This window comes from Streptomyces caeruleatus, from assembly GCF_001514235.1.
GTDB lineage: Bacteria > Actinomycetota > Actinomycetes > Streptomycetales > Streptomycetaceae > Streptomyces > Streptomyces caeruleatus.
This window is the reverse complement of record NZ_KQ948924.1, coordinates 613166-636568: the sequence shown is the minus strand read 5'-3', so window position 1 is coordinate 636568 and position 23403 is coordinate 613166. Positions and strand designations below refer to the sequence as shown.

At 70.6% G+C, this 23403-nt stretch carries 23 protein-coding genes and 2 pseudogenes; 8 read left to right on the top strand and 17 right to left on the bottom strand.

What is annotated here, in order from left to right:
* Positions 1 to 4: 4 nt before the first annotated feature.
* On the top strand, positions 5 to 1255 hold the full coding sequence (locus AQJ67_RS02875; RefSeq protein ID WP_062716351.1) for an alpha-L-fucosidase: 1251 nt from the start codon (positions 5 to 7) through the stop codon (positions 1253 to 1255).
* Positions 1256 to 1477: 222 nt separating this feature from the next.
* Here the strand turns inward: AQJ67_RS02875 and AQJ67_RS02870 are convergent, their stop codons facing one another.
* The 3 genes from AQJ67_RS02870 to AQJ67_RS02860 all read right to left on the bottom strand — a co-directional run bounded on the left by AQJ67_RS02870 (position 1478) and on the right by AQJ67_RS02860 (position 5214).
* Positions 1478 to 2116, bottom strand: coding sequence for a hypothetical protein (locus AQJ67_RS02870; protein WP_159058704.1), 639 nt, complete (start codon positions 2114 to 2116; stop codon positions 1478 to 1480).
* Between the two features lie 132 nt (positions 2117 to 2248).
* Positions 2249 to 3934, bottom strand: a complete 1686-nt coding sequence (locus AQJ67_RS02865) for a carbohydrate binding domain-containing protein (protein WP_062716349.1) — start codon at positions 3932 to 3934, stop codon at positions 2249 to 2251.
* Between the two features lie 146 nt (positions 3935 to 4080).
* Positions 4081 to 5214 carry an ATP-grasp domain-containing protein gene (locus AQJ67_RS02860; protein WP_062716348.1) on the bottom strand — a complete coding sequence of 378 codons (1134 nt, stop codon included), beginning with the start codon at positions 5212 to 5214 and terminating at the stop codon, positions 4081 to 4083.
* A 294-nt stretch (positions 5215 to 5508) separates the two neighbouring features.
* Here AQJ67_RS02860 and AQJ67_RS02855 point away from each other — a divergent pair, with 294 nt between their 5' ends.
* Both AQJ67_RS02855 and AQJ67_RS02850 read left to right on the top strand, forming a co-directional pair.
* The gene (locus AQJ67_RS02855; protein WP_062716347.1) at positions 5509 to 6369 is read left to right on the top strand and encodes a metallophosphoesterase family protein; all 861 of its coding nucleotides are present in this window, start codon (positions 5509 to 5511) and stop codon (positions 6367 to 6369) included.
* Positions 6366 to 7043: a 4'-phosphopantetheinyl transferase family protein gene (locus AQJ67_RS02850; protein WP_062716346.1), complete on the top strand. Its 678-nt coding sequence runs from the start codon at positions 6366 to 6368 to the stop codon at positions 7041 to 7043. Before AQJ67_RS02855 ends, AQJ67_RS02850 begins: the two co-directional genes overlap by 4 nt.
* Positions 7044 to 7070: 27 nt before the next feature.
* Here AQJ67_RS02850 and AQJ67_RS02845 read toward each other — a convergent pair whose 3' ends face one another.
* From AQJ67_RS02845 to AQJ67_RS02835, 3 genes are all read right to left on the bottom strand, one after another.
* A complete protein-coding gene (locus AQJ67_RS02845; protein WP_062716345.1) occupies positions 7071 to 7301 on the bottom strand; it encodes a hypothetical protein in 231 nt (76 codons plus the stop codon).
* Between the two features lie 107 nt (positions 7302 to 7408).
* Entirely contained in the window at positions 7409 to 7933 is a 525-nt protein-coding gene (locus AQJ67_RS02840; RefSeq protein ID WP_062716344.1) for a hypothetical protein, read from the bottom strand.
* A gap of 39 nt (positions 7934 to 7972) precedes the next feature.
* Complete coding sequence (locus AQJ67_RS02835) at positions 7973 to 8623, bottom strand: helix-turn-helix domain-containing protein (protein ID WP_062716343.1); 651 nt, start codon at positions 8621 to 8623, stop codon at positions 7973 to 7975.
* Between the two features lie 223 nt (positions 8624 to 8846).
* Between AQJ67_RS02835 and AQJ67_RS02830 the strand changes: the two genes are divergently transcribed.
* Both AQJ67_RS02830 and AQJ67_RS02825 read left to right on the top strand, forming a co-directional pair.
* Complete coding sequence (locus AQJ67_RS02830) at positions 8847 to 9509, top strand: MmyB family transcriptional regulator (RefSeq protein ID WP_062716342.1); 663 nt, start codon at positions 8847 to 8849, stop codon at positions 9507 to 9509.
* A 105-nt stretch (positions 9510 to 9614) separates the two neighbouring features.
* A pseudogene (locus AQJ67_RS02825) lies at positions 9615 to 10172 on the top strand (glycosyl hydrolase family 28-related protein); the annotation flags it as partial.
* 55 nt (positions 10173 to 10227) lie between these two features.
* On the opposite strand, the gene AQJ67_RS02820 reads toward AQJ67_RS02825, so the two are convergent.
* The 4 genes from AQJ67_RS02820 to AQJ67_RS02805 are packed head-to-tail and all read right to left on the bottom strand — an operon-like array spanning position 10228 to position 13571.
* Positions 10228 to 11031, bottom strand: coding sequence for an ABC transporter ATP-binding protein (locus AQJ67_RS02820; RefSeq protein ID WP_062716340.1), 804 nt, complete (start codon positions 11029 to 11031; stop codon positions 10228 to 10230).
* Between the two features lie 25 nt (positions 11032 to 11056).
* Positions 11057 to 11833 (bottom strand): ABC transporter permease, encoded by a 777-nt coding sequence (locus AQJ67_RS02815; protein WP_062716772.1) that lies wholly within the window; start codon positions 11831 to 11833, stop codon positions 11057 to 11059.
* Positions 11833 to 12606 carry an ABC transporter permease gene (locus AQJ67_RS02810; protein ID WP_062716339.1) on the bottom strand — a complete coding sequence of 258 codons (774 nt, stop codon included), beginning with the start codon at positions 12604 to 12606 and terminating at the stop codon, positions 11833 to 11835. Before AQJ67_RS02810 ends, AQJ67_RS02815 begins: the two co-directional genes overlap by 1 nt.
* Positions 12603 to 13571, bottom strand: coding sequence for an ABC transporter substrate-binding protein (locus AQJ67_RS02805; RefSeq protein WP_062716338.1), 969 nt, complete (start codon positions 13569 to 13571; stop codon positions 12603 to 12605). Before AQJ67_RS02805 ends, AQJ67_RS02810 begins: the two co-directional genes overlap by 4 nt.
* 157 nt (positions 13572 to 13728) lie before the next feature.
* On the opposite strand from AQJ67_RS02805, the gene AQJ67_RS02800 reads away from it, so the two are divergent.
* Positions 13729 to 14580, top strand: a complete 852-nt coding sequence (locus AQJ67_RS02800) for an IclR family transcriptional regulator domain-containing protein (protein ID WP_062716337.1) — start codon at positions 13729 to 13731, stop codon at positions 14578 to 14580.
* Here AQJ67_RS02800 and AQJ67_RS02795 read toward each other — a convergent pair.
* From AQJ67_RS02795 to AQJ67_RS02785, 3 genes are read right to left on the bottom strand one after another with little or no spacing between them, the layout of a single operon-like run.
* Positions 14495 to 15433, bottom strand: a complete 939-nt coding sequence (locus tag AQJ67_RS02795; protein WP_062716336.1) for a PDR/VanB family oxidoreductase — start codon at positions 15431 to 15433, stop codon at positions 14495 to 14497. The genes AQJ67_RS02800 and AQJ67_RS02795 overlap by 86 nt on opposite strands.
* Positions 15430 to 15663, bottom strand: coding sequence for a hypothetical protein (locus AQJ67_RS02790; RefSeq protein WP_062716335.1), 234 nt, complete (start codon positions 15661 to 15663; stop codon positions 15430 to 15432). The genes AQJ67_RS02795 and AQJ67_RS02790 overlap by 4 nt, the downstream gene beginning before the upstream one ends.
* Complete coding sequence (locus tag AQJ67_RS02785; protein WP_062716334.1) at positions 15660 to 16727, bottom strand: aromatic ring-hydroxylating dioxygenase subunit alpha; 1068 nt, start codon at positions 16725 to 16727, stop codon at positions 15660 to 15662. The genes AQJ67_RS02790 and AQJ67_RS02785 overlap by 4 nt, the downstream gene beginning before the upstream one ends.
* 332 nt (positions 16728 to 17059) lie before the next feature.
* Between AQJ67_RS02785 and AQJ67_RS50600 the strand changes: the two are divergent.
* A pseudogene (locus tag AQJ67_RS50600) lies at positions 17060 to 17386 on the top strand (substrate-binding domain-containing protein); the annotation flags it as partial.
* 13 nt (positions 17387 to 17399) lie between these two features.
* Here the strand turns inward: AQJ67_RS50600 and AQJ67_RS02775 are convergent.
* Both AQJ67_RS02775 and AQJ67_RS02770 read right to left on the bottom strand, forming a co-directional pair.
* On the bottom strand, positions 17400 to 17975 hold the full coding sequence (locus AQJ67_RS02775) for a hypothetical protein (RefSeq protein ID WP_159058703.1): 576 nt from the start codon (positions 17973 to 17975) through the stop codon (positions 17400 to 17402).
* Positions 17976 to 17992: 17 nt separating this feature from the next.
* A complete protein-coding gene (locus AQJ67_RS02770; RefSeq protein WP_062716331.1) occupies positions 17993 to 19291 on the bottom strand; it encodes an MFS transporter in 1299 nt (432 codons plus the stop codon).
* A gap of 162 nt (positions 19292 to 19453) precedes the next feature.
* Between AQJ67_RS02770 and AQJ67_RS02765 the strand changes: the two genes are divergently transcribed.
* Positions 19454 to 21505: a phosphocholine-specific phospholipase C gene (locus tag AQJ67_RS02765; protein ID WP_062716330.1), complete on the top strand. Its 2052-nt coding sequence runs from the start codon at positions 19454 to 19456 to the stop codon at positions 21503 to 21505.
* 18 nt (positions 21506 to 21523) lie between these two features.
* Here the strand turns inward: AQJ67_RS02765 and AQJ67_RS02760 are convergent, their stop codons facing one another.
* Both AQJ67_RS02760 and AQJ67_RS02755 read right to left on the bottom strand, forming a co-directional pair.
* Positions 21524 to 22507 (bottom strand): DMT family protein, encoded by a 984-nt coding sequence (locus AQJ67_RS02760; protein WP_062716329.1) that lies wholly within the window; start codon positions 22505 to 22507, stop codon positions 21524 to 21526.
* Positions 22504 to 23319, bottom strand: coding sequence for a phosphatase PAP2 family protein (locus tag AQJ67_RS02755; protein ID WP_062716328.1), 816 nt, complete (start codon positions 23317 to 23319; stop codon positions 22504 to 22506). The genes AQJ67_RS02760 and AQJ67_RS02755 overlap by 4 nt, the downstream gene beginning before the upstream one ends.
* Positions 23320 to 23403 lie beyond the last annotated feature (84 nt).

Here is a 23403-nt window from a genome sequence, read left to right as displayed (position 1 = left end):
CCCCATGCCGATGCGACCCTGGTTCACCGACGCCAAGCTGGGGATCTTCATCCACTGGGGCATCTACGCCGTGGACGGCGTGCAGGAGTCCTGGTCGTTCTACGACGACATCGTCCCGTACGACCGGTACATGTCCCAGTTCGACCGCTTCACCGCAGCCCGCTACGACCCGCGCGACTGGGCGAAGCTCTTCGCGCGGGCCGGCGCCAGGTACGCCGTGCTGACCAGCCGGCACCACGACGGCGTGGCCCTCTGGGACACGGCCCACGGCGACCTGAACGTGGGCCGCGACCTGATCGGCGGTTACGCGGACGCCCTGCGCGAGCAGGGCCTCAAGGTCGGCCTCTACTACTCGCACTCCGACTGGAGCCACCCCGACTACGCCTCCACCCGCAAGCCCGGCCGCCCGCCGGAGCTGGAGGACAACCGGTACTCGGAGGTCGCGGCCGAGGACGAGGACCTGGACGCCTGGGAACGATTCCTCGCCTACCGGGACGGCCAGATCCGGGAACTCACCTCCCGCTACCGGCCGGACCTGCTGTGGTTCGACGGCGAGTGGGACCGCAGCGAGGAGCAGTGGCGCATCCCCGAACTCGCCGCGCTGATCCGCTCCGAGGTGCCGGACGTCGTCTTCAACGCCCGCATGCTCAGCGAGGGCGACTACGCGACACCGGAACAGGGCGCCCCGGTGATCCCGCCGGAGGGGCCCTGGGAGCTGTGCCTGACGATCAACGACTCCTGGGGCCACCAACACCACGACCACAACCACAAGTCGGTCGACCAGCTGATCCGCTACTTCACGGAGACGATCGGCGGCGGTGGCAACCTGCTGCTCAGCGTCGGACCGCGCGAGGACGGCACGATCCCGCGGGAGCAGGCCGAACGCCTGGAGGGGCTCGGCGACTGGATCGCCAAGCACGCGGAGGCGGTGTACGGCACCGAGCGCGGCCTCCCGCCCGGCCACCACTACGGCCCGAGCACCCTCTCCAAGGACCGCCGCACCCTGTACCTGATCGTCTTCGACGCCCCGCGCGCCGAGATCAACGTACGCGGACTCCTCGGCTCGGTACGCCGGGTCACGGTCCTCGGCAACGGCACCGAACTGGCCCACCGCGTCACCGGCGGCCTGCACGAGACACCGGGCGTCCTCTGGATCGAACCGCCCACCGGAGCCGACCTCGACCCACACGCCACGGTGCTCGCCGTCGAACTGGAAGGGGAACTGGAGCTGTACCGCGGCGCGGGCCGCTTCTGACGCCCCCACAACGCACCTTCGGGCCGGCCGGCCGCCACCCCCGTGACAGCGCCGGCCGACCCGAAGCCCCCGTACATCCCCCGTGGTGGTGCTTCCCCCCCCCATGGCCCCCTCGTGGATCCCCCGTCGATCCCCGTGGGTTCCCCCGTTCCCTTTCACTCTTATGAGCACGCGGTCCGCGCCCTGATACACCCCTCGCTCAATTCTTTTGGCGAACCCACGTCACAGATACCCGTCCCGCCCGCCGGCCCGCTCGCGCCGGGCCTCTCGGCGCGCCTGTACGAACTCCGCGAGGGGAGCGCGGAACGCGTAGAGAGCCAGCAACGCGGCGGCGACACCGCCGAGGGCGATCAGCCAGTTCCGCATCGAGTCGACGCGGTTCGACCAGGTGTTCTCGACCTGGAGGCGCACAGTGATGGGCGGGGTGAGCGTGTCGAGCGCCCGGTCCGAATCCCCTTGGTACGTGGTGAGGCTCAGCACGAGGTCGTAGGAGCCCGGCTCGCTCGCGGTCAGGCCCCAACGCCATTCGACGGTGTCCCCGGGTTCGGCGATGACCTGGCGCGTCTTGGTGTCGGCGAGGCGGACGACCCGGACCTGACCGCTCGCCGAGGTGAGCGAGGCACCCTCCACACCGCCCACCTGGAACGCCCTGGTCTCCGCGGCCCGCTCCGGATTCACCCTCCGCGCGGCGTCCTCGCCCAGTGCCGTGAGCTTGATCGAGTAGGTGACGGACTCGCCGACCGGAGCCGAGACCCGGGACCGGTAGCTCAGGCTCCCGTCGAAGAGCTGTCTGCGGTCGTCGACGATCTTCGCCTGGAACTCGGCCTGGTCGGACGGCGGCCCCTGCTCGCTTCTCAGCATCACCGTGAGAGTGAGGCTGGTGGCGACAAGGAGCGCGAGCGACGACAACCCCCGCACCGGGGCCGCGTCTTCAGCGCGGCCGATTCTTCCCGATGCGGGGGTCTGCTGACGGCTCTTTCGGCTCGGTCGCCGCTAGCCGGTGAACCCGGCCGTGATCGACGTGAACTGCCAGTTGTCCTGACTGATCCCGGAGCAGTTGCTTGTCACGCCGCCGCCCGGGCAGGGCCGGTCGCGGTTGACCGACCAGAACGCCAGACGAGCGAGGTGACGGGAGTTCGCCCAGTCGCGGATCTGCGCCCAGGTCGCGGGCGAGGTGAGTTCCTGCTGGTCGGACAGGCCGTTCATGCCGGAGATGCCGATGTGCGCGTAGGCCGTTGCGTCGTCCCAGCCGAAGGTCGACTTCAGCTTGGTCTTCAGCCCCTCCGTGGCGTTCACGGTGTTGCCGTACATGTCGGCGCCGCCGCCGAAGTCGAACGGCATGATCGTGAAGACGTCGATGTCCGCGTTCAGCGCCTTGGCCTGCTCGATGAGCCGCTTGCCCCAGTAGTTCGGGCCGGTCGTCGAGGTGCCGAAGGTGACGATGGTGCGCAGCCCCGGGTTGTTCGCCTTGACGATCTTCAGGGCGTTCAGGATCCGGTCCTGCACGGTCGCGTTCTCGAACTCGTCGGTGTTCTCGATGTCGACGTCGATCGCCTTCAGCCCGTAGGCGTCGACGACCTTCTGGTACGCCCCGGCCAGCGCCTCGGCGCTGGAGCAGTTCGGGCCGAGCTTGTTGCCGCTCCAGCCGCCGATCGACGGGACGATGTCACCGCCGGCGGAACGGATGGAGTTGATGACACTCTGGTCGTTCCCGCCGGTCAGCGGCCTCGTCCCGTCCCAGGCGGGGTTGCAGCCGCCGGAGGAGAGGATGAACGCCATCGTGTACCACTTGACGCCGGTCGCGCTCATCACCGACGTGGCGCTCGGCGGATCGCCCCAGCCCAGGTACAGATAGGGCGCGGCCTGCTTGAAGCCGGTGCCGCCACCGCCGCCCGCGTCCGTCGTGACGCTCACGGCGTTCGACGCCGCCGAGACGTTCCCGGCCGCGTCCCGCGCCTTCACCGTGAAGGAGTAACCCGTGCTCGGCGACAGCCCGCTGACCGTGGCGCTCGTCCCGGACACGCTGAGCACGTGACTGGAGCCACGGTAGATGTCGTACGCCGTCACGCCGATGTTGTCCGACGAGGCGTTCCACGCCAGCGACACGCTCGACGACGTCTTGCCGGTGGACCGCAGGCTGCCCGGCGTGGACGGCGCCTGACTGTCCGGACCGTCCCCGCCGGGGCCGTCGAGGCTGATGTCGTCGGCGTAGTAGGTGCCCTGGGCGTACCAGCCGTGGACGTAGACGGTGGCGCTGGTCTGGGAGGCCCCGGTGGTGAAAGCCACGCTGAGCTTGCTGTACGCCGACGGCGACGACGTCCAGGTGGACGCGCCGCCGCTCACACCGAGGTAGACGTACGACCCGCGCACCCAGCCGCTGAGCGAGTACGTCGTGTTCGGCTGGACCGGGACGGTCTGGGCGCACTGGGCGATGTCGCTCGAACTCACCGCTCCCGCGAGGGCCTTGGACCCGGCGTGCACGGGGGAGGAGGTGACCGAGCCGAGGTTGCCGCCGCAGGACCACGGCCCGAGCGCGCCCGACTCGAATCCGGAGTTGTTCAGGAGGTTGGCCGCGTGGGCCGTGCCGGGAAGCGCGACGGCTCCGGTGACCGCGAGGGCGGTGGAGCCGAGCAGAGCGAGAAGACGGCGTCTGAGCCGTCCGAGGGGTTGGTTGCGCACGCGATCTCCCTGGGGAATGTGGGGTGTTCGGGAGTGCACGAAATGCCGAGCGGTGCAGAGAGGTGCAGAGAGCTGCGCAGACCAAGTTGGTATGGACCAATCCCGGTGTCAAGACATGACACCGGGATTGGTCCATACCGGAGTTTCTACAGCGGCAGTGCCTGAGCCGCCCCGCTCTCGACGGAGTCGACCGGCGCCGGAGCCGGCACCGCCGGCAGCAGCGGCCCCTCGACCTCGGCCCGCTGCTGCGGAATGGACACCGGCCGCAGCGGCCGCGGCCCGGAGACCACCGTGTAGTCCTGCCCCAGGAACGGCGGAGCCACCTCACCCGGATCCTCGCCGAGCGCCAACTGCACAGCCAGCCAAGGCACGTTGACCCCGCACAGCGACAGCTGGTGCAGGCCCCCGGCGGGCCGCGTGTTCACATCCATCAGCACCGGCGTCTCGCCGAACATCCGGAACTGGATGTTGGACAGATAGTGCAGCCCGAACCCCTCCGCGATCAGCCGCGCCGGCTCCAGCCACTGCTCCTGGAGCGTGAACCCACGACGCCGGCCGTTCTTGATCCGGCCGATCGCCAGCCGCACCCGGTTGTCGGGACCGGTGAGGCAGTCCACCGACACCTCGGGCTGCTCAAGCCGCGGCATGACCAGCCAGTCCACCGGCTCGTCGGCCCGCCGCAACGCGTCCACGACAAGGTCCAGCTGCACATACGGGGTCGGGAACCCGCTGAGGTGCACGAGCGAGAAGGGGGCGCGCGTGATCACACGGAAGCCCACCCCGCCCGCACCGGACGCCGGCTTGAAGCAGGCCTTGTACCCGCCCGCCTCCAACTCCTCAACCGCGGCGACCAGTTCGTCGGCGTCCCGGACCCGCCACCACGGCGGCACCGGCACCCCGATGGCCTGCACGGCCTCGTACGCGATCACCTTGTCCTGGAAGACCGCCACAGCCTCCGGCGGCGGCGCCAGCAAAGCCGTACCGACCGCCGCGAACTCCGCGCGGTGCGCCACGATCGCCGACTGGTGCAGCCGCGGCACGAACACGTCGATCCCCCGGCGCCGGCACTGGGCGAGCGCGTACTCGACGTAAGCGGCCGGGGACAGGCCCTCCGGCTCCAGTTCGGCGGTGTCGGCGGCGGCCAGCACGGGCGAGTCGGCGTCCCCGTGCGTCGCATGGATCTCGACGGCCCGGTCGCTGGGATTTCTCCGCAGCTGATCCATGAAGAACACGTTCTCCGCGTACGTGCGGTTGAGCCAGACGCGTACGCGAGAGACCATGCAGGGCCGTCCTTTCGGGGTCGCGGGCAGGGCGAAGCGGGCCCGTGCCCGGGCAGGGTGGTTGGAGGGACACCAAACCGCCCCTTGCGAAGGGAAGTTCCGGCGGTGGTGTTGGGGCGATCATACGGCTTTCAAAGGGTGCCGCGTGCAACGTACGTGTTACGGAATTGCGGATCATTCCTGACCGTCCCGCCCGCCCCGGGCCGCCCCTGCCCGGGCGACGCGTGTCCCTCTTGTACGGTGAACACATCCTGTGTTCTCGTAATGTCATTCGTTGATCGAAAGGGGCGAGGGGTGACGTCGACGGTCGGCGGTGCCGGACAACTGCTGGCCATCAGTGACCTGCATATCGGCTACGAGGAGAACCGCGCCCTCGTGGAGAAGATGCGGCCGGACTCCGACGACGACTGGCTGCTCGTCGCCGGTGACGTCGCGGAGACCGTGGCCGACGTCCGCTGGGCGCTGAAGACGCTCGCCGGCCGCTTCCGCAAGGTCGTCTGGGCACCCGGCAACCACGAACTGTGGACCCACCCCAAGGACACCGTCACCCTGCGCGGCGTCGCCCGCTACGAGCACCTGGTCGAGATGTGCCGGGAACTCGGCGTGACGACCCCCGAGGACCCCTACCCCGTCTGGGACGGCCCCGGCGGCCCGGTCGCCGTGGCCCCGCTGTTCCTGCTGTACGACTACTCGTTCCTGCCCTCCGGCTGCACCACCAAGGAGGAGGGGCTGACCTACGCCCACGGCACCGGGATCGTGTGCAATGACGAGTACCTGCTGCATCCCGACCCGTACCCGTCCCGCGAGGCCTGGTGCGAGGCCAGGGTCGCCGAGACCGGGCGCCGGCTCGCCGCCCTGCCCGAGGACCTGCCTACCGTCCTCGTCAACCACTACCCGCTGGACCGGCATCCCACCGACGTGCTGTGGTACCCCGAGTTCGCCATGTGGTGCGGCACCCGGCTCACCGCGGACTGGCACCGCAGGTTCCGGGTCGAGACCATGGTCTACGGCCACCTGCACATCCCGCGGACCACCTGGCACGAGGGCGTCCGCTTCGAGGAGGTGTCGGTGGGCTACCCCCGCGAGTGGCGCAAGCGACCGGACCCGCCCGGACGGCTGCGCCGGATTCTGCCCAGGGAGGACGGGACCCGTTGATCGAGGAACTGCTGCCGGCCTCGGTCGTCACCGTCGAGGCGTACGGCGACGAGGAGCCCGCGAACACGGCCCTGTACCCGGAGGAGGAGGCGGTCGTCGCCCGGGCGGTCGGCAAACGGCGTCGGGAGTTCGCCGTCGTCCGCTCCTGTGCGCGCCGCGCCATGGACAAGCTCGGCGTGCCGCCCCAGCCGATCCTGCCCGGCGAACGCGGCGCCCCGACCTGGCCGGCGGGCCTGACCGGCAGCATGACCCACTGCGACGGCTACTGCGCGGCCGCACTGGTCCGCGCCGCCGATCTGGCCTCACTCGGCATCGACGCCGAACCCCACCAGACCCTCCCGGACGGTGTCCTGCCCGCCGTCTCCCTGCCCGCCGAGGCGGAGCGGCTGCGCCGGCTGTCCGGCGAGAATCCCGGTATCCACTGGGACCGGCTGCTCTTCAGCGCCAAGGAATCCGTCTACAAGGCGTGGTTCCCGCTCACCGGGAAGTGGCTGGACTTCACCGAGGCCGACATCGAGATCCTCACCGACCCCGGTGAACAGCGAGGCGGCTTCAGTGCCCGGCTTCTCGTGCCGGGCCCCTGGGTCGGCGACCGGCGGCTCGACCGGTTCGAGGGCCGGTGGACCGTCCAGCGGGGGCTGGTGGCGACAGCGGTGAGCGTGCCGCACACCTGAGCCCCCGCGGGCCGGGCGCGCGGTCCGCTACGGCTCCGCCGGGCACCAGCTCCCGAGCATCCGGAAGAACTCCTCCTCGTTGCCCGTCAGTCCCGCGTCCGCCAGGGCCTGTTCCGCCTCGGCGAGGACAGTGGGCGGCACGAGGGGTGGTCGGCTGCCCCCGGGAGGAGCGTCGAACGCGGCCCGAACGGTGTGCAACAGCCGCAGATAGGCCTGGACGGCGGTGCGCTCGTGGTCGGTCAGTACGGCGGTGGGCATCGGTCGGCTCTCCCCGGGTCGGCGTCATCGCGTCACGCCCCGCACATGAGGGCGTACCACCAGCTTGCCGTCCACCACTGACAATCGGCCCTCAACAGGGCGGTGGGTCAGCCCTGTGGCCCCAGGTAGCCCAGTGACGCCTCGATCCGCCCGGCCAGGTGGTCACGCTGTCCGCGTGCCGAGGAAACCGCCAGCCAGGTACGGCACTTGCTGGCGAGCAGCAGGCCGAAGCTCTCGGCCTCCTTCTCCTCGGCCTGGTCGAAGTGGTCGCGGGCGGCGACCTTCAGCACCGTCGACCGTAAGTCGGCGTCGTCGTCCAGGAGCCGGGCCGCCACGGTGGCGCCCTCGACGCTGTGGCGGCCGTGGCCGGCCTTCATGTGCCACAGCTCGTGGCCGAGGATCACCAGCTGGTGGTCGGGCGCGGTGCGTTCCTCGATCACCACGAGGTCCTGGTCGGCCATGTCGAGCCACAGCCCGCTGGCGGTACCGGGCGGGAAGGCGGCCGTACGGAAGTGGACGGGGCGGCCGCGGCGTCTGCTCATCGCGTCACACAGTGCGCGGTACAGCTTCTCCGGCGGCGCGGGCGCCGAAAGCGCCAGCTCCGCGACCAACTCGCCGCTCAGGCGGCGCATTTCCCTACCGATGCCCACTGGTCTCCCGTTCTCCCCGGATCACGACTCGGGCCGCTTGACGCTCTCCAGGAGCATGTCCAGCCACTCGGCGACCTTGTCGCGATGCTGGTCGGTGGGCAGTTGGGCGGCCCGCCACGCGATACCGCGCACACCGTGGTCCTGGAGGAGTCTCTCCAGCGGGTCCTCGGCGGCCTGGGCCGCCTCGCGCTCGGCGAGCTTCTGGAGCAGGTCCTGCTCGGTGCGCTGGAGCGCGCCCGCGAGCGCCTCGGGGTCCTCGGCCGTGAGGAATCCGGCGTGGACGCGGAAGAAACGCTGGATGGCGTCGCAGTGCTCCATGGTGGGGCGCCGGTCGCCGTTGATCAGGGCGCCCGCCTGCTGCCGTGACATGGCCGCGCCGTCGGCGATCTCCTGCTGGGTGTACTTGCGGCCGTTCGGCTTGAGGCGGGTGCGCCGCAGGAGGTCGAGGCGCTGGAGGAACCGGGCCTGGACATCGGGCTCACCCGCGGGGTGCCCGCTCAGCAGGGCCTTGACCACGGGCACCGGGACGCCGGAGGCGACGGACAGACGGCCGGCGTCGAAGACCTCCGCGTGCGGCACGCCGAGCCGGTCGGCGAGCGCGGTGACACGAGCGACGACGGCCGGCAGCTCAGCCGTCGGCGTGGCGCCCGGACCCTCGATGCCATCCGTCACCTACAGATCTCCCAGGTCTCTCACAGGCTTCTCACAAGCGGTTGCCGTGAACTCGACGGAGATTACCGGGTAGTTCGAACTCACATCCAGGTCTCGCCACAACTGTGTCCAATTTCAGCCGTCAACCGGCACGAAATGCCACGATAGTTGACACGGCTCCGGCGTGGGCAGCAGGATCAAGGCGCCGCGTGAAGGCCGCATAGGCAAGAGGGGTGACCTCCCGATGGCATATCAGGCAGGTGGACAGCGGTCCGTACCGCGGTCCGTCCCCGAGCGGCCCGAGGCCGAGGCGTACCTACGGGACTACGCCACCCTCGTGGAGGCCGTGCCCTTCCCGTCCGTCGTCGTCGACCACCGCTGGGACGTCGTTCTGGCGAACACCGCTTTCGCGTCACTTTTCCGCGGCGTGGGCCCGCATCCGACGGCGATGCCCGACGACAACTTCCTCCGGTTCGTGCTCTTCCACCCGGACGCGAGCACGGTCCTCGGCGACCACGAGTCCGGCTGGTGCCTGCCGATGCTGGCCCACTTCGCCGCCGCCGTGGAGTCGCACGGCCATGACCACGGGCTCCAGGCGATCCGCCGGGAGATCGCCCAGGACCCCCTCATGGAGGCCGCCTACCGGCAGGGCCTGCCGCACTGGATCCGGGCGGTCGGCGAGCGGGCGGTCGCCCAGGACGGTGCCGTACGTCCGCTGCTGCACCCGGATCCGCGCTGGGGCGCCACCGACTGCCGGGTCGTCGACGAGACGCCCCGCACCCTGCGGGAGATGGGGTACACCCGGCTCACGCTGGTGCTGCGCGAGGTGCGCCGCGACCGGCCCAGGGCGCGTGCGGTGCGCCGCGGCGCCGCACATCTGCGCGTGGTGCCGGCCCCCGAGAACTGAACGGGGCACCGTCGGCGTTCAGGTCGTCGACGGCGCCCCGTCCGGCCAAGGCTTTCGGCACCCCGACCGACCTCGCCCCGGGCACCCGGCGCGCCCGCGCGGCCCGTGCCGCACGCGGCCAACGCGGTGAACGTCGCCTACAGCGTCCCCGACGGCCAGTCCGGCTCGCTGAACGTGTACGTCAACGGCACCCGGCTGGACCGGACCATCCCGGTGACGTCCAAGTACTCGTACGTGGACACCCCGTGGATCCCGGGTGCCAGGACCCGTCACTTCTACGACAACGCCCGCCTGCTGCTCGGCCGCGACGTGCGGGCCGGGGACAAGGTCGCCGTCGTGGCGATCGGCGTCCAGGTCACGGTCGACGTCGCCGACTTCGAGCAGGCCACCGGCCCGACCGGTCAGGGCGACTCCACGCAGGCCTTCCGGGACGCCATCGCCTCGGCGCGGGGCGGCGTCGTATGGATCCCGCCGGGGGAGTACAAGCTGACGTCCTCCCTCAACGGCGTCCAGAACGTCACCCTCCAGGGCGCGGGCCACTGGCACTCCGTCGTGCGCACCTCCCGCTTCATCGACCAGTCGAGCTCGGCCGGCAACGTCCACATCAGGGACTTCGCGGTCATCGGCGAGGTCACCGAGCGCGTCGACTCCAACCCGGACAACGGGCCGGCCGGCCACCGCCACCGGATGCAGGCCCTCGGCCCCATAACGGCGTATCTCACGTGACGCTCTTCCTGGGGGGACCGGCATCGGTCCCCCCGCGCTTCGCCGCCTGGATCTGCTCGTACACATGGGTGCGCAGCTCGGTGAAGCGCGGGTCGACGCGGGTGTGCAGCTGGTCGCGCTCGGCCGGCAGGTCGACCTTCAGCTGTTCCTGGACGACGGTGGGGGATGCGGACAGGACGAGCACCCGCTCGCCCAGGTACACGGCCTCGTCGATGTCGTGGGTGACGAACAGGATCGTGATGCCGCGTTCCCGCCACAGCCCCCGGACCAGGTCCTCCAGATCGGCCCGCGTCTGCGCGTCCACGGCCGCGAACGGCTCGTCCATCAGCAGCACCCGGGGCTCGTAGGCGAGCGCTCGGGCGATGGCGACCCGCTGCTGCATGCCGCCGGACAGCTGCCACGGATACGCCCCCACGGCGTCCGTCAGCCCCACCGAATCCAGCGCGTCACGCACCAGCTCCCTGCGTCGTGCCTTGCTCAAGTCCTTCTGCTTCAAGGGGAGTTCCACGTTCTCGCCGACCCGCATCCAGGGGAACAGGCTGCGGCCGTACTCCTGGAAGACGAACGCCATCCCGGGCGGCGGACCGTTCACCTGCCGCCCCTCCAGCAGGACTTCGCCGCTCGTCGGGGTGAGCAGCCCGCCCATGCACTTCAGCAGGGTCGTCTTGCCGCAGCCCGACGGGCCGACGAGACAGACCAGTTCCCCCGCGTCGACGGTGAAGGTGAGGTCGCGCACCGCCTCCACGCGCCGTCCGGAACCCTCGTAGACCTTCTTCAGGCCGCGTACGTCGAGCATGACCCGCCCCTTCACTTCAGTTCACTCAGGACCGCCGGGTGGTCGCGCGCAGGCCGCGGTACCAGCCGAGCACCCGGCGCTCGACCAGTTGGAAGACGACGGACAGCAGGAAGCCGAGCAGACCGAGGACGAGGATGCCGGTCCACATGTCGGGGACGGCGAAGCTGCGCTGGAACTGGACGACGGTGAAGCCGATGCCGTTGTTCGCGGCGAACATCTCGCTGATGACCATGAGGATGATGCCGATGGAGAGGGCCTGGCGCAGTCCGGCGAAGATCTGCGGGCTCGCCGAGCGCAGCACCAGATGGCGCAGTCGGGCGAGGCCGGTGACACCGTAGGAGCGGGCGGTCTCCAGCATCACCGAGTCGACCGCGCGCACGCCCTCCACGGTGTTGAGCAGGATCGGCCAGACGCAGCCGCTCGCGATGACGACGATCTTCATCGTGTCGCCGATGCCCGCGAACAGCATGATGACCGGGACCAGCACGGGCGGCGGAACGGCCCGCAGGAACTCCAGGACCGGCTCGCAGACCGCACGCACCGTGCGACAGGAGCCGATGACCGTGCCGAGCGCGACTCCGGCCAGGGCGGCCAGTGTGTAGCCGCCCAGGAGCCGCAGGAGGCTCGGTACGACGTCCGTGCGCAGCCGGTCAACCGTCCAGACGTCCGGGAAGGTGTCGAGGATCGTCCGCAGCGGCGGCCAGAACGGGTCCGTGCTGCCGTCCGATGCCGCCCACCACACGGCGACCAGCACCGCGGGCAGCGCGACGACGAAGAGCAGTCTCAGCAGCAGGCGTCCGATCACACCGCCACCTCTCCGCGCACCGACTGGTGCCACGCCAGCGCCCGCCGCTCCACCGTCCGCGCGCCGACGTTGATGAGCAGCCCCAGCAGCCCGGCGACCACGATCAGCGCGTACATCTCCGGCACGGCCTGCGAGGTCTGCGCGACCGCGATCTGCCGGCCCAACCCCGGGGCGCCGATGACGAGTTCGGCGGTGATCGCGAGGATCAGCGCCACCGCCGCGGCCAGCCGCACGCCGGTCATGACGTACGGCAGGGCCGTCGGCCACAGCACATGGCGGACGCGCGCCCAGGTGCCGAGGCCGTAACTGCGTGCCGTCTCCTCGGCGACCGGGTCGACGTCCTGGACGCCGTACAGGGTCTGGATCAGCACCTGCCAGAAGGAGGCGTACACCACCAGCAGGAGCACCGACTTCAGTTCGGTGCCGTAGAGCAGCACCGCCAGCGGGATCAGCGCCACGGAGGGGATGGGGCGCAGGAACTCGATCGTGGACGCCGTCGCCTCGCGCAGATACGGCACGACCGAGACGGCCACGCCCACGACGACGCCGGCGCAGACCGCGAGGGCGAGGCCCAGCGCCCAGCCGGTCAGCGTGTCGCCGAGCGCGCTCCAGAAGGCGGTGTCGGCGGCCTCGTCCACGAGCGCTTCGGCGATCCGGCTGGTCGGCGGGACGTAGGCCTCCTTGACCAGGCCGAGCCGCGGCGCCGCCTCGCCCAGGGCGAGGAAGGCCGTGAGCCCGGCCGCACCGAGTGCGACGTTCTGGCCCCTCACGGCAGGAGCGCGTCCAGGTCGGGCGTCTTCTTGAAGAGGCCGTCCGTCTCGCCGAGCTTCATCAGGGCCTCGATGGAGGACCGGTTCGCCTCGGCCGGCCACTTCGGCAGGGTGACCTTGGCCAGCACGTCCGCCGGGATCTTCGTGTACGTCGTGATGATCTGGCGAGCCTCGTCCGGGTGGGCGTCGGCGTAGGCGAGGGACTCGGCGGTGGCGTCCTGGAACTTCTTCACCACCTCCGGGTTCTGCTGCGCGTACTGCGTGGACGCGAAGTACATGGCCACGGTGAGGTTCGGGGCGACGTCCACCAGGGGCGAGGCGATCTCCACGCCGCCCTGGCTCCTGATGGTGGCGGTCGCCGGCTCCACGACCATGGCGGCGTCGATCTGGCCCTGGTCGAGGGCGGCCGGCATCTGGTCGAAGGCCAGCTCGACGAAGTCCACCTCGTCCGGATCGCCGCCGGCCTTGCGCACGGACTCGCGGACGGCGGTCTCGTTGATGTTCTTCAGCGTGTTGATGGCGACCTTCTTGCCCTCCAGCTGCTTGGCGGACTTGAGCTCGCTGCCCTTCTTGACCATGAGGGCGCCGAAGTCCTTGCCCGCCACGCCGGTCGAGGCGATGCCGTTGGCGACGGCCTTCACCGGGACGCCGTTGGACTGGGCGACCATCAGGGACGTCACATTGCTGAACCCGAACTGGAACTGCCCGCTCGCCACACCCGGCACGATCGCCGCACCGCCCTGCGCGGTGGTGAACTCCAGCTTCAGGCCCCGCTTTTCGAAGAACCCCTGCTTCTGGCCGAGATACAGCGGCGCGACATCGACGATCGGGATGAGTCCGACCTTGACGGTGGTGACCCCGCCGGACGACGCGTCCGTGTCCGACGAACCGTCGTCGGACGAGCCGCAGGCCGTCGCGACGAGCAGCAGGACGCCGGCGGTGAGACCGGCCGACAGACGACGCATGACTCCTCCTGTACAGACAACGGTGCAGCGGTGTTCCGAAAGGTTGTGCGCAAGGCGCACAGTAGTGCGCGGAAAGGCTCGGCGGGAAGGTAGAAGTCTCAACCGAGCCGGGGAGTCGGGTTCGCCGACAATATTGTTGACACTATTGGAGGTGGCGATGCTTCCGGGAGACCGCGCACCGCACTTCGTGAAGTCCTTCGAGCGCGGCCTCGCCGTGATCCGCTCCTTCGACGCCGACCATCCCGCCCGCACGCTCAGCGAGGTCGCCCAGGCCTGCGAGCTGACCCGCGCCGCCGCCCGCCGTCTGCTGCTCACCCTCGTCGACCTCGGCTACGTCCACCAGGACGGCCGTCTCTTCCGCCTCACCCCGCGCGTACTGGAGCTCGGCTACTCCTACCTCTCCAGCGTCACGCTGCCGCAGATCGCCGAGCCGCATCTGGAGCAACTCGTGGCGCAGGTACGGGAGTCGTCGTCGCTGTGCGTCCTGGACGGCGAGGACATCGTGTACGTGGCGCGGGTCCCGACCCGGCGCATCATGACGGCGGCCATCACGGTGGGGACCCGGTTCCCGGCGTACGTGACGTCGGTGGGCCGCGTGATCCTCGCCCATCTGCCGCAGGAGGAGTCCGAACTCCTGCTGGAAAGGGCGGAGTTGAAGCAGCTGACCTCGCGCACGATCACCTCGCCGGACGCGCTGCGGGCGGAACTCGGGCGGGTCCGGCGGCAGGGATACGCCGTCGTCGACCAGGAGTTGGAGGAAGGGCTCCGGTCGGTGGCCGCCCCGGTGCGGGAACCGGACGGCGAGGTGGTGGCCGGCGTGAACATCGCGGTGCACGCCGGCCGTACCTCGGTGGACTCGATCCGTGCCGACCTGCTGCCGCATCTGCTCGCGGCGGTGGCCCGGATCGAGGCCGACCTCAGGATCACAGGTCCAGCACGAGCCGCTTCCCACGGCAGCGGGACACGCAGATCATCATCGTCTCGCCGCTCTCCTGCTCCTCGGCCGTGAGCACGGAGTCCCGATGGTCCGGGGTGCCGTCGAGGACGTCGGTCTCGCAGGTCCCGCAGGTGCCCTCGGTGCAGGAGAAGAGCACCTCGACGCCCGCGGCGCGCACGGCGTCGAGCACGGACACGTCCGCGGGCACGCTCACCGTCCGGCCGCTCTGCGCGAGCTCGACCTCGAACTCCGTGTTCTCGCCGCCCTCCCGCTCCTTCGGCGCGAACCGCTCCACCTGCAGCAGCCCGGCCGGGCAGCGCGCCTCCACCGCGTCGAGCAGCGGCCCGGGTCCGCAGCAGTAGACGAGGGTGCCCTCGGGGACGTCGTCGAGCGCCGAGGCGAGGTCGAGCAGGCCGGTCTCGTCCTGCGGCGCGACGGTGACGCGCTCGCCGCCGTAGCGGCTCAACTCCTCGGTGAACGCCATGGAGTTGCGGGACCGCCCGCCGTACAGCAGGCTCCACTCCGCGCCCGCCGCCTCCGCCGCCGCCAGCATCGGCAGGATCGGCGTGATGCCGATGCCACCCGCGATGAAGCGGTAGCGGGGCGCCGGCCGCAGGGCGAAGTGGTTGCGCGGCCCGCGGACCCGCACCTTGTCGCCCTGCCCCAACTGCTCGTGCACATGGGCGGATCCGCCCCGCCCGTCCGGCTCCCGCAGCACGGCGATCCGCCACGCCGAGCGGTCCGCCGGATCGCCGCACAGCGAGTACTGCCGCTCCAGCTCCGGACCGAGAACGACGTCGATGTGCGCGCCCGGCTCCCACGCCGGGAGCTCCTCGCCCAGGGGATGGCGCAGGGTGAGGGCGAGCACGCCGTCGGCCGCCAACTTCCTGGTCGCCACGACGAGTTCGGTCTCGTACACGGTCATGAGCTGTGTCCTTGCGGTTCGTATCCCTGCGGCTGGTGTCCCTGCGGCTGGTGTCCCTGCAGCTGGTGTCCCTGCGGCTGGTGTCCCTGGGGGTGGGCCAGCATCCACTCCCACATCTCGATCGGGTCCTGGGAGGTGTGCTCGCGTCCGCAGTGACAGGTGCCGTGCAGGATGTCGGTGCCCGGCAGCCAGTCGATGCGGTAGATCTCTCCGGTGGGGCTGCCGCTCACAGGACCTTCTCCACGGGCTTGTCGCCCTCCTCGACCAGCCGGGCGAGGATACGGCGGGCGGCCAGGCCACCGGTGTCGATGTTGATGCTCAGCTCCTGGTAACCGGTGCGCTCGCTGCCGAGGGTCTGCTGCAGCAGGTTGAGGGCGGTGACGTCCTGCATGACGACGGTGTGGTTGTTGCCGCGCAGGAACTCGGTGACCTCGGCGTCGTCGGTCGCCCAGTCCCGGGAGACCGCCCAGAAGTCGTACACCTTGCCGTCGCCGGACGGGGTGATGGCGTACGTGATCTCCGTGTGGAAGCCGTTCGGGTCACTGCCGTCCGCCTCGGGCAGTACACCGACCGGGGCGATCCGGCTGTGCAGCAGGTAGAGGCAGGGCGCGTGGTACTCGATGTCCTGCCAGCGCGTGATCCGGCCCTCGATGCCGGTCGACTTGGCGTAGAACGGCGGGCACTCGGCGTCGTCCATGTGCCGGCTCACCCGGACGATGCCGGCGCCCTCGTCGACCTCGGTGGTGATCGGAGTCTCGGCGACCTCGGGAGTGCCGATGTAGCCGCCGTGGAGGTAGGTCTCGTGGGAGAGGTCGAGGAGGTTGTCGACCAGGAGACCGTAGTCGCAGTCGATGGGCTCCATGCCGCGCACGGTGACCCAGCCGGGGGAGTCGAGGTGCCTGGCCCGCGGGATGCCCTGCGGGTCGGCGAGGGCCGGGTCGCCGATCCACACCCAGATCAGGGAGTCCTGCTCGACGACCGGGTAGGAGGCGACACGGGCCGTGCGCGGCACACGCTTCTGGCCCGGCACGTACACACACGTACCGGTCGTGTCGTACGTGAACCCGTGGTACCCGCACACGATCCGGTCACCGTCGAGCCGCGTCGGCGCCTCGGACAGCGGGTACCGGCGGTGCACACAGCGGTCGTGCAGGACGACCGGCGTCCCCTCCTCCGTGCGGTACAGCACGAGGGTCTCACCGAGGATCGTCCTGCCGAGCAGTTCCCGTCCCACCTCGTGGCTGTAGGCGGCGACGTACCACTGGTTCCGGGCGAAGGCGGTCGTGTGGGGCATTGCAGAGGTTCCCGTCTCTGAGAGCGGGGCGCACTCGCCCCGCGTGCCGTGGTGGAACTCAGGTTCCTGACGGCCGCGGCCGCCGCGCAAGGCGGCTTCTGCCAGGCGGAAGGGATTCCGGGAAAGGGCAGGTCAGAGGGCGGCCGCCGCCCCGCTGTGCAGGTTCTTCGCGGCCAGCGCCAGGCCCTCCGTCTGGGAGTAGGCCGCGTCCTCGTGCTCGATGTTCACGGCCATGTCCGGGTCGACGTCGGCGAGGGCGCGCAGGAACTCCGTCCAGAACGGGACGTCGTTGCCGAGGCCGACGGCGACGAACTTCCACGCCGGGTTCTCGGGCCAGGCGTTGCACCAGAATCGGCGACCTCCCCACCGCTGTCGTCGCCTACAACGACCAGTGCGCCATCGGTGTCCTCACCGCCCTCCAGCGCGCCGGAGTGGCCGTCCCGGGCCAGGTGTCCGTGGCCGGCTACGACGACGACCGGCTGTCCCGTCTGAGCTGCTTCAACCTGACCACGGTCAGCCAGGAGGCGCGGGAACAGGCCCGGTCCGCGGTCGCCGCAGCGGTGGAGCGACTGGACCAGGACCGCACCCTGGCCCGCGAGGTGGTTCTCACCCCGCGGCTCGTCGTGCGCGGCACCATCGCCGAGCCGCGCGAGGGCTGACCCGGGACCCGGCTCAGCCCAGAGGCGGGTCGAACGTGATGCCCAGGAGCCGCTGGAGACCTTCACGCTGCTCGGCCGTGGCCAGGACCATGTAGTCGTCGTCATAGCGTGGGGCCTCCTGCTCGACGCAGCGGAAGTCCCTCGGGTCGTCGTCGGGGCTGAGCGCTTCGATGGCCTGCTGTGCCGCTCCCATGTCGAGGTAGTCGTTCGACTCCTGCTCGACGTCGAAGGAGAGCGGCTTGCCGTTGCAGGTGAAGTGCATCGTGCCCAGGCCGCAGTCCTCTTCCTCGGGACTGCTCTTCTCGAAGCGGTAGTCGGAGATGGTGACCTTGCCGCCGGTGAGGGCCGCGGCCTCGTTCAGGAGCCACTCGTAGTGCTCGTCGGCGAAGTCGACGTCCTCTGAGTGGATCGACACGGCCACGCCGAACGACTCTAGGGCGTCGGCGATTTCACGAGGTCCCCGGACCGGCTCGCTCGCGTAGGAGGCAGCCTTGTCCAGCACCTTGCGGGCCTCGTCCCGAGTGATCAGCCCGAGCTCGGTGAGGACTTCGGCAATCCGCGCATACGTTGTCACCTGAGTTGTCGTCACACCGGCATCCTGCCAGGTCATCGTTCCAGCGGTTTGTGCGCGGTCTCCGGAAGGCGCAGGTACACCAGCGAAGAGCCGAGGCACAGGACGGCGACGTACCAGGGGAAGAGGTCCGCGTGACCCAACTCCTTGAACAGCGTGCCCACGTACGGCGCCGTACCGCCGAACATCGCCACCGTCAGCGAGTACGGGAAGCCGATGCCCGCCGCCCGCACCCGGGGTGGGAACACCTCGGCGTTCACGGCCGCGCTGATCGAGGTGAACCCGGTCAGCAGCACCATGCCCGCGCACTGCACGAGCAGGAGCGTCGCGAACGAGTCGTGCAGGGCGTGCAGCAGGGGGACGGTGAGGAGGGTGAAGCCCAGGCCGAAGAAGAGGAGGAGCGGGCGGCGGCCGAAGCGGTCCGAGAGGAGGCCGCCGATCGGCTGGAGCAGGCCGAAGAAGGCCAGCGAGATCGTGCCCGTGAGCAGCGCGTCCGACTTCTCGATGCCCGCGTTGAGTTCGGCGTACGTCGGCAGGTACGAGGTCCAGGTGTAGTAGGCGATCGTGCCGCCCGCGGTGATGCCGCAGATCAGCAGGGACTGGCGGGGGTGGCGGCGCAGTGCCTCCAACAGGCCGGGACGCGGCGCCTGTCGCTGCTCGGCGCTCCTCGTCTCCTGCGCGCCCTGCCGGATCCAGAAGCCGACCAGGCTGAGCACGGCACCGAGGACGAAGGGCACCCGCCAGCCCCAGCCGTTCATCTGCCCGTCGCTCAACGTGTCCACCAGCAGCGTCGCGATACCGGAGGCGACCAGCTGTCCGGCGGTCGTCGACACGTACTGGAAGCTGGAGAACAGCCCGCGCCGGCCCGGCCCGGCCGACTCGACCAGGAACGTCGTCGACGCCGCGAACTCGCCGCCCACCGACAGGCCTTGGAGGAGACGGGCCAGCACGAGGATCACCGGGGCGAGGACGCCCGCCGTCTCGTACGTCGGGGTCAGGCCGACCAGCAGGCTGCTGCCGCCCATCAGCAGGATGGTGACCGTCAGGGCGGAGCGCCGGCCGCGGCGGTCCGCGATGGCGCCCATCAGCAGCCCGCCCACCGGCCGCATGAAGAAGCCCACCGCGAAGACCGCGAACGTCGAGAGCAGCGGCACCAGGGAGTTGTCCGCGCTCTTCGGGAAGACCTCGGCCGCGATATAGGTGGCGAGGAAGGTGTAGGCGTACCAGTCGTACCACTCCACGGCATTGCCGACGGAGGCGGCGAGGAGCTGGCGTACGGGCCGTGAGGTCGGCGGGGAATCCGTGCGCGTCGTCTCTGTCATGATCGCGACCATCCCCGCGCGCGGCTCCCGGCACACCTCCCGTACCGCCGACTTTCACACGAGCGCCACCGGACCCTTCCCTGACGTTTGGTGCTCCTGGAACACTCCTTCCGCGCGGCTTCCGTCACCAGCCGGCTGGTCAAACCACCCTAGATGGGAAGAGGTCCCCCACTCATGCCCGAAGTCAATCGCCGCAGATTCCTTCAACTCGCGGGCACGACCACGGCGTTCACGGCTCTGTCGAGCAGCATCCAGCGGGCCGCCGCGATCCCGGCGAACCATCGCACCGGGTCGATCGAGGATGTCGAGCACATCGTCGTCCTGATGCAGGAGAACCGTTCCTTCGACCACTACTTCGGCAAGCTGCGCGGCGTCCGTGGCTTCGGCGACCCGCGCCCGGTGAAGCGCGACGACGGCAAGTCGATCTGGCACCAGTCGAACGGCGGCAAGGACATCCTGCCGTTCCACCCGGACGCCGGCGACCTGGGCATGCAGTTCCTGGAGGGCCTGCCGCACGGCTGGACCGACGGCCAGCAGGCCTACAACGGCGGCAAGTACGACAAGTGGGTCCCCGCCAAGGGCACCACGACCATGGCGTACCTGACCCGCGAGGACATCCCCTTCCACTACGCCCTCGCCGACGCCTTCACCGTCTGCGACGCCTACCACTGCTCCTTCATCGGCTCGACCGACCCGAACCGCTACTACATGTGGACGGGCTGCACGGGCAACGACGGCACCGGCGGCGGTCCGGTCCTCGGCAACGACGAGCTCGGCTACGGCTGGACGACCTACCCCGAGCGCCTGGAGCAGGCGGGCGTCTCCTGGAAGATCTACCAGGACATCGGCGACGGCCTCGACGCCAAGGGCTCCTGGGGCTGGATCCAGGACGCCTACCGCGGCAACTACGGCGACAACTCGCTGCTGTACTTCAACAAGTACCGCGACGCCAAGCCGGGCGACCCCTGGTACGACAAGGCCCGCACCGGCACCGACGCCAAGAGCGGCGAAGGCTACTTCGACCGCCTCAAGGCCGACGTCAAGGCCGGCAAGCTGCCCCAGATCTCCTGGATCGCCGCCCCCGAGGCCTTCTCCGAGCACTCCAACTGGCCCTCGAACTACGGCGCCTGGTACATCGCCCAGGTCCTGGACGCCCTCACCTCCAACCCGGAGGTCTGGTCGAAGACGGCCCTGTTCATCACCTATGACGAGAACGACGGCTTCTTCGACCACGTCGTGCCGCCGCTGCCGCCGAAGGACGCCTCTCGCGGCAAGTCCACCGTCGACGTCTCGCTCGACCTCTACAAGGGCGACAGCAACCGCCCGGCCGGCCCCTACGGCCTCGGCCCGCGCGTGCCGATGCTGGTCGTCTCGCCGTGGAGCAAGGGCGGTTACGTCTGCTCCGAGACGCTGGACCACACCTCGATCCTGCGCTTCATGGAGCGCCGCTTCGGTGTGCGGGAGACGAACATCTCCCCCTGGCGCCGGGCCGTCTGCGGCGACCTGACCTCGGCCTTCGACTTCTCCCGCAAGGACAGCCGCCCGGCCGCGCTGCCGGGGACGGACGAGTACGAGCCACAGGACCGCGAGCGGCACCCCGACTACAAGCCGACCCCGCCGGCCGACCCGGACATGCCCCGCCAGGAGCGCGGCCTGCGCCCGACCCGGCCGCTCAGGTACGCCCCGCACGTGGACGGTTCCGTCGACGCCGCGGCCGGCAAGTTCACGCTGGCCTTCGCCTCCGGCGCCAAGGCCGGTGCCGCCTTCCACGTCACGTCCGGCAATCGCACCGACGGCCCCTGGACGTACACCACCGAGGCCGGCAAGAGCATCGCGGACACCTGGAACTCGGCGTACTCGAACGGCTCGTACGACCTCACCGTGCATGGCCCCGGCGGCTTCGTGCGCTGGTTCAAGGGCTCGAACAAGACGGCCGGCCCCGAGGTGACCGCCCGGCACACCGGGGATGACGTGGAGCTGACCCTCACCAACAGGGGAACGGCGAGCGTCCGCCTGAAGATCGCCAACGGGTACGGCGGCCGTGCCACGACGGTGACCGTGCGACCCGGGGCCACGGTGTGCCGCACGGTCGACCTCGCGGGGAGCCGGCGCTGGTACGACCTGACGGTCGCCGCCGACGCCGACCCGGCGTTCCTGCGACGGTTCGCCGGGCACGTCGAGAACGGGCGGCCCGGTGTGAGCGACCCGGCGATCATCACCGAGTAATACGGACTGGGGAGTTGCTCAGAGCGGTGTGAGGTGCCTCGGCTCCGGTTGCCGGGGCACCAACGCCGGTTCTTGTGCGGCGGCGACCACGGGGGTGCCGCGTCGGATGGTTCGTCGGGTGCGGCTGTACCGTGGTTGATCGCGCAGTTCCCCGCGCCCCTTTCGCGGCGCTGCCGTGCGGGCAGCAGGAGTCGCCCGGCTGAGCAGCACCACGCCCCACGACGCCAGGCCCGCCCCGGCCAGCGCGAGGAGCACCCCCTGCGCGCCGCCCTGCAGCCGCTCGCCCAGCAGCACCAGCCCGATCACCCCGGCCGCCATGGGGTTGGCCAGGGTCACCATCGCCAGCGGAGCGCCGAGGCCACCCTGGTAGGCGGTCTGCGACAGCAGCAGCCCGCTCGCCGCGAGGGCCGCGACCAGTAGCGCCACGCCGATCACCTGCGGGCTGAGCAGCGGGGCGGAGTGGTCCGTCATGGCCACGGTCACGGTCTGCGTGAGCGCCGAGCCCACCCCGGAGGCGAACCCGGACGCCGTCGCGTGCCGCAGCCCCGGCCGGGCGCCCGGCCGCGACAGCATGCCGATCAGCGCCACCGACACGGCCGCGACCGCCACCGCCTCGGACGTGCTCAGCACCTCCTCGGGCGCGGGTCCGGACGCCGTCACGAGGATCGCCGCCAGGCCGGTGAGCGTCAGCGCCGTGCCGCGCCACTCGACCGCGCTGACCCGCCGACCGGCGATCCGCGCGCCCAGCGGCACCGCGGCCACCAGGGTGAGCGCGCCGAGCGGCTGCACCACGGTCAACGGACCGTACTTCAGGGCCACGACGTGCAGCAGCGCGCCGGAGCCGTTGAGGAGGACGGCGCCCCACCAGGCGCCGGAGCCCAGCAGCCGGATCAGGCCCGATCCCGGGGCACGGGAGGCCAGCCGTTCCTGGGCCACGGCCGCGGCGGCGTAGGCGACCGCGGAGAACAGGGACAGGGCGACGGCGATCAGGGTGGCGTTCATCGGCCCGCTCCCACGAGTCCGGGTTCCTCGTCCCGGGCCGCGGGCACGAGCTTGTCGGCACGGCGTCCGGGCGTGGTCGCCGTGGTCGCCGTGCGCCGCGGCGGGTGCAGCACCGCGAGCGCGATGCCGAGCATGGCCGTCGCCACGATCGCGTCGAGCCAGTAGTGGTTGGCCGTGCCGACGATGACCAGCAGCGTGACCAGCGGGTGGAGCAGCCACAGCCAGCGGTATCGCGAGCGGGTCGCCACGATCAGGCCGATCGCCACCATCAGGGCCCAGCCGAAGTGCAGGGACGGCATCGCCGCGAACTGGTTGGAGAGGTGGTCGGTCCCGGGTGGGCCGTACACGGAGGGGCCGTAGACCCGGCCGGTGTCGATCAGGCCGGTCGCGGCGAGCATGCGCGGCGGGGCCAGCGGGAACGTCAGATGGACCACCAGGGCGGCGGCGGTGACGGCGGCGAGGACGCGGCGGGCCCAGACGTAGTGGGCGGGGCGGCGCAGGTACGTCCAGACCAGGAAGGCCGCCGTGGCCGGGAAGTGCACGGTCGCGTAGTAGGTGTTCGCGAGGTGTATGAGCGTGTCGCCGTGCAGCAGCAGGTGCTGCACCGAGCCCTCGCCGGGCAGATGGACGGCTCGTTCCAGGTCCCACACGCGGTCCGCGTTGCGGAACGCCTCGCCGGTGTGGCCCGTGGCCAGCTGCCGGCCGAACTTGTAGACGAGGAAGAGCCCTGCGACGAGCAGGAGCTCCCGGACGAGCGGAGGCCGCGCTATCGCGTCGGTCTCCGGCCGGTCAGCCTCGGTGCGGCCATTCATTGCCCCCGGCCCTTTCGCCGAACGGTGGGTGGTGCTGGGTGGTACCCGTCGAACTCATCGGTACGGCGGCGTACCGAAACGCCG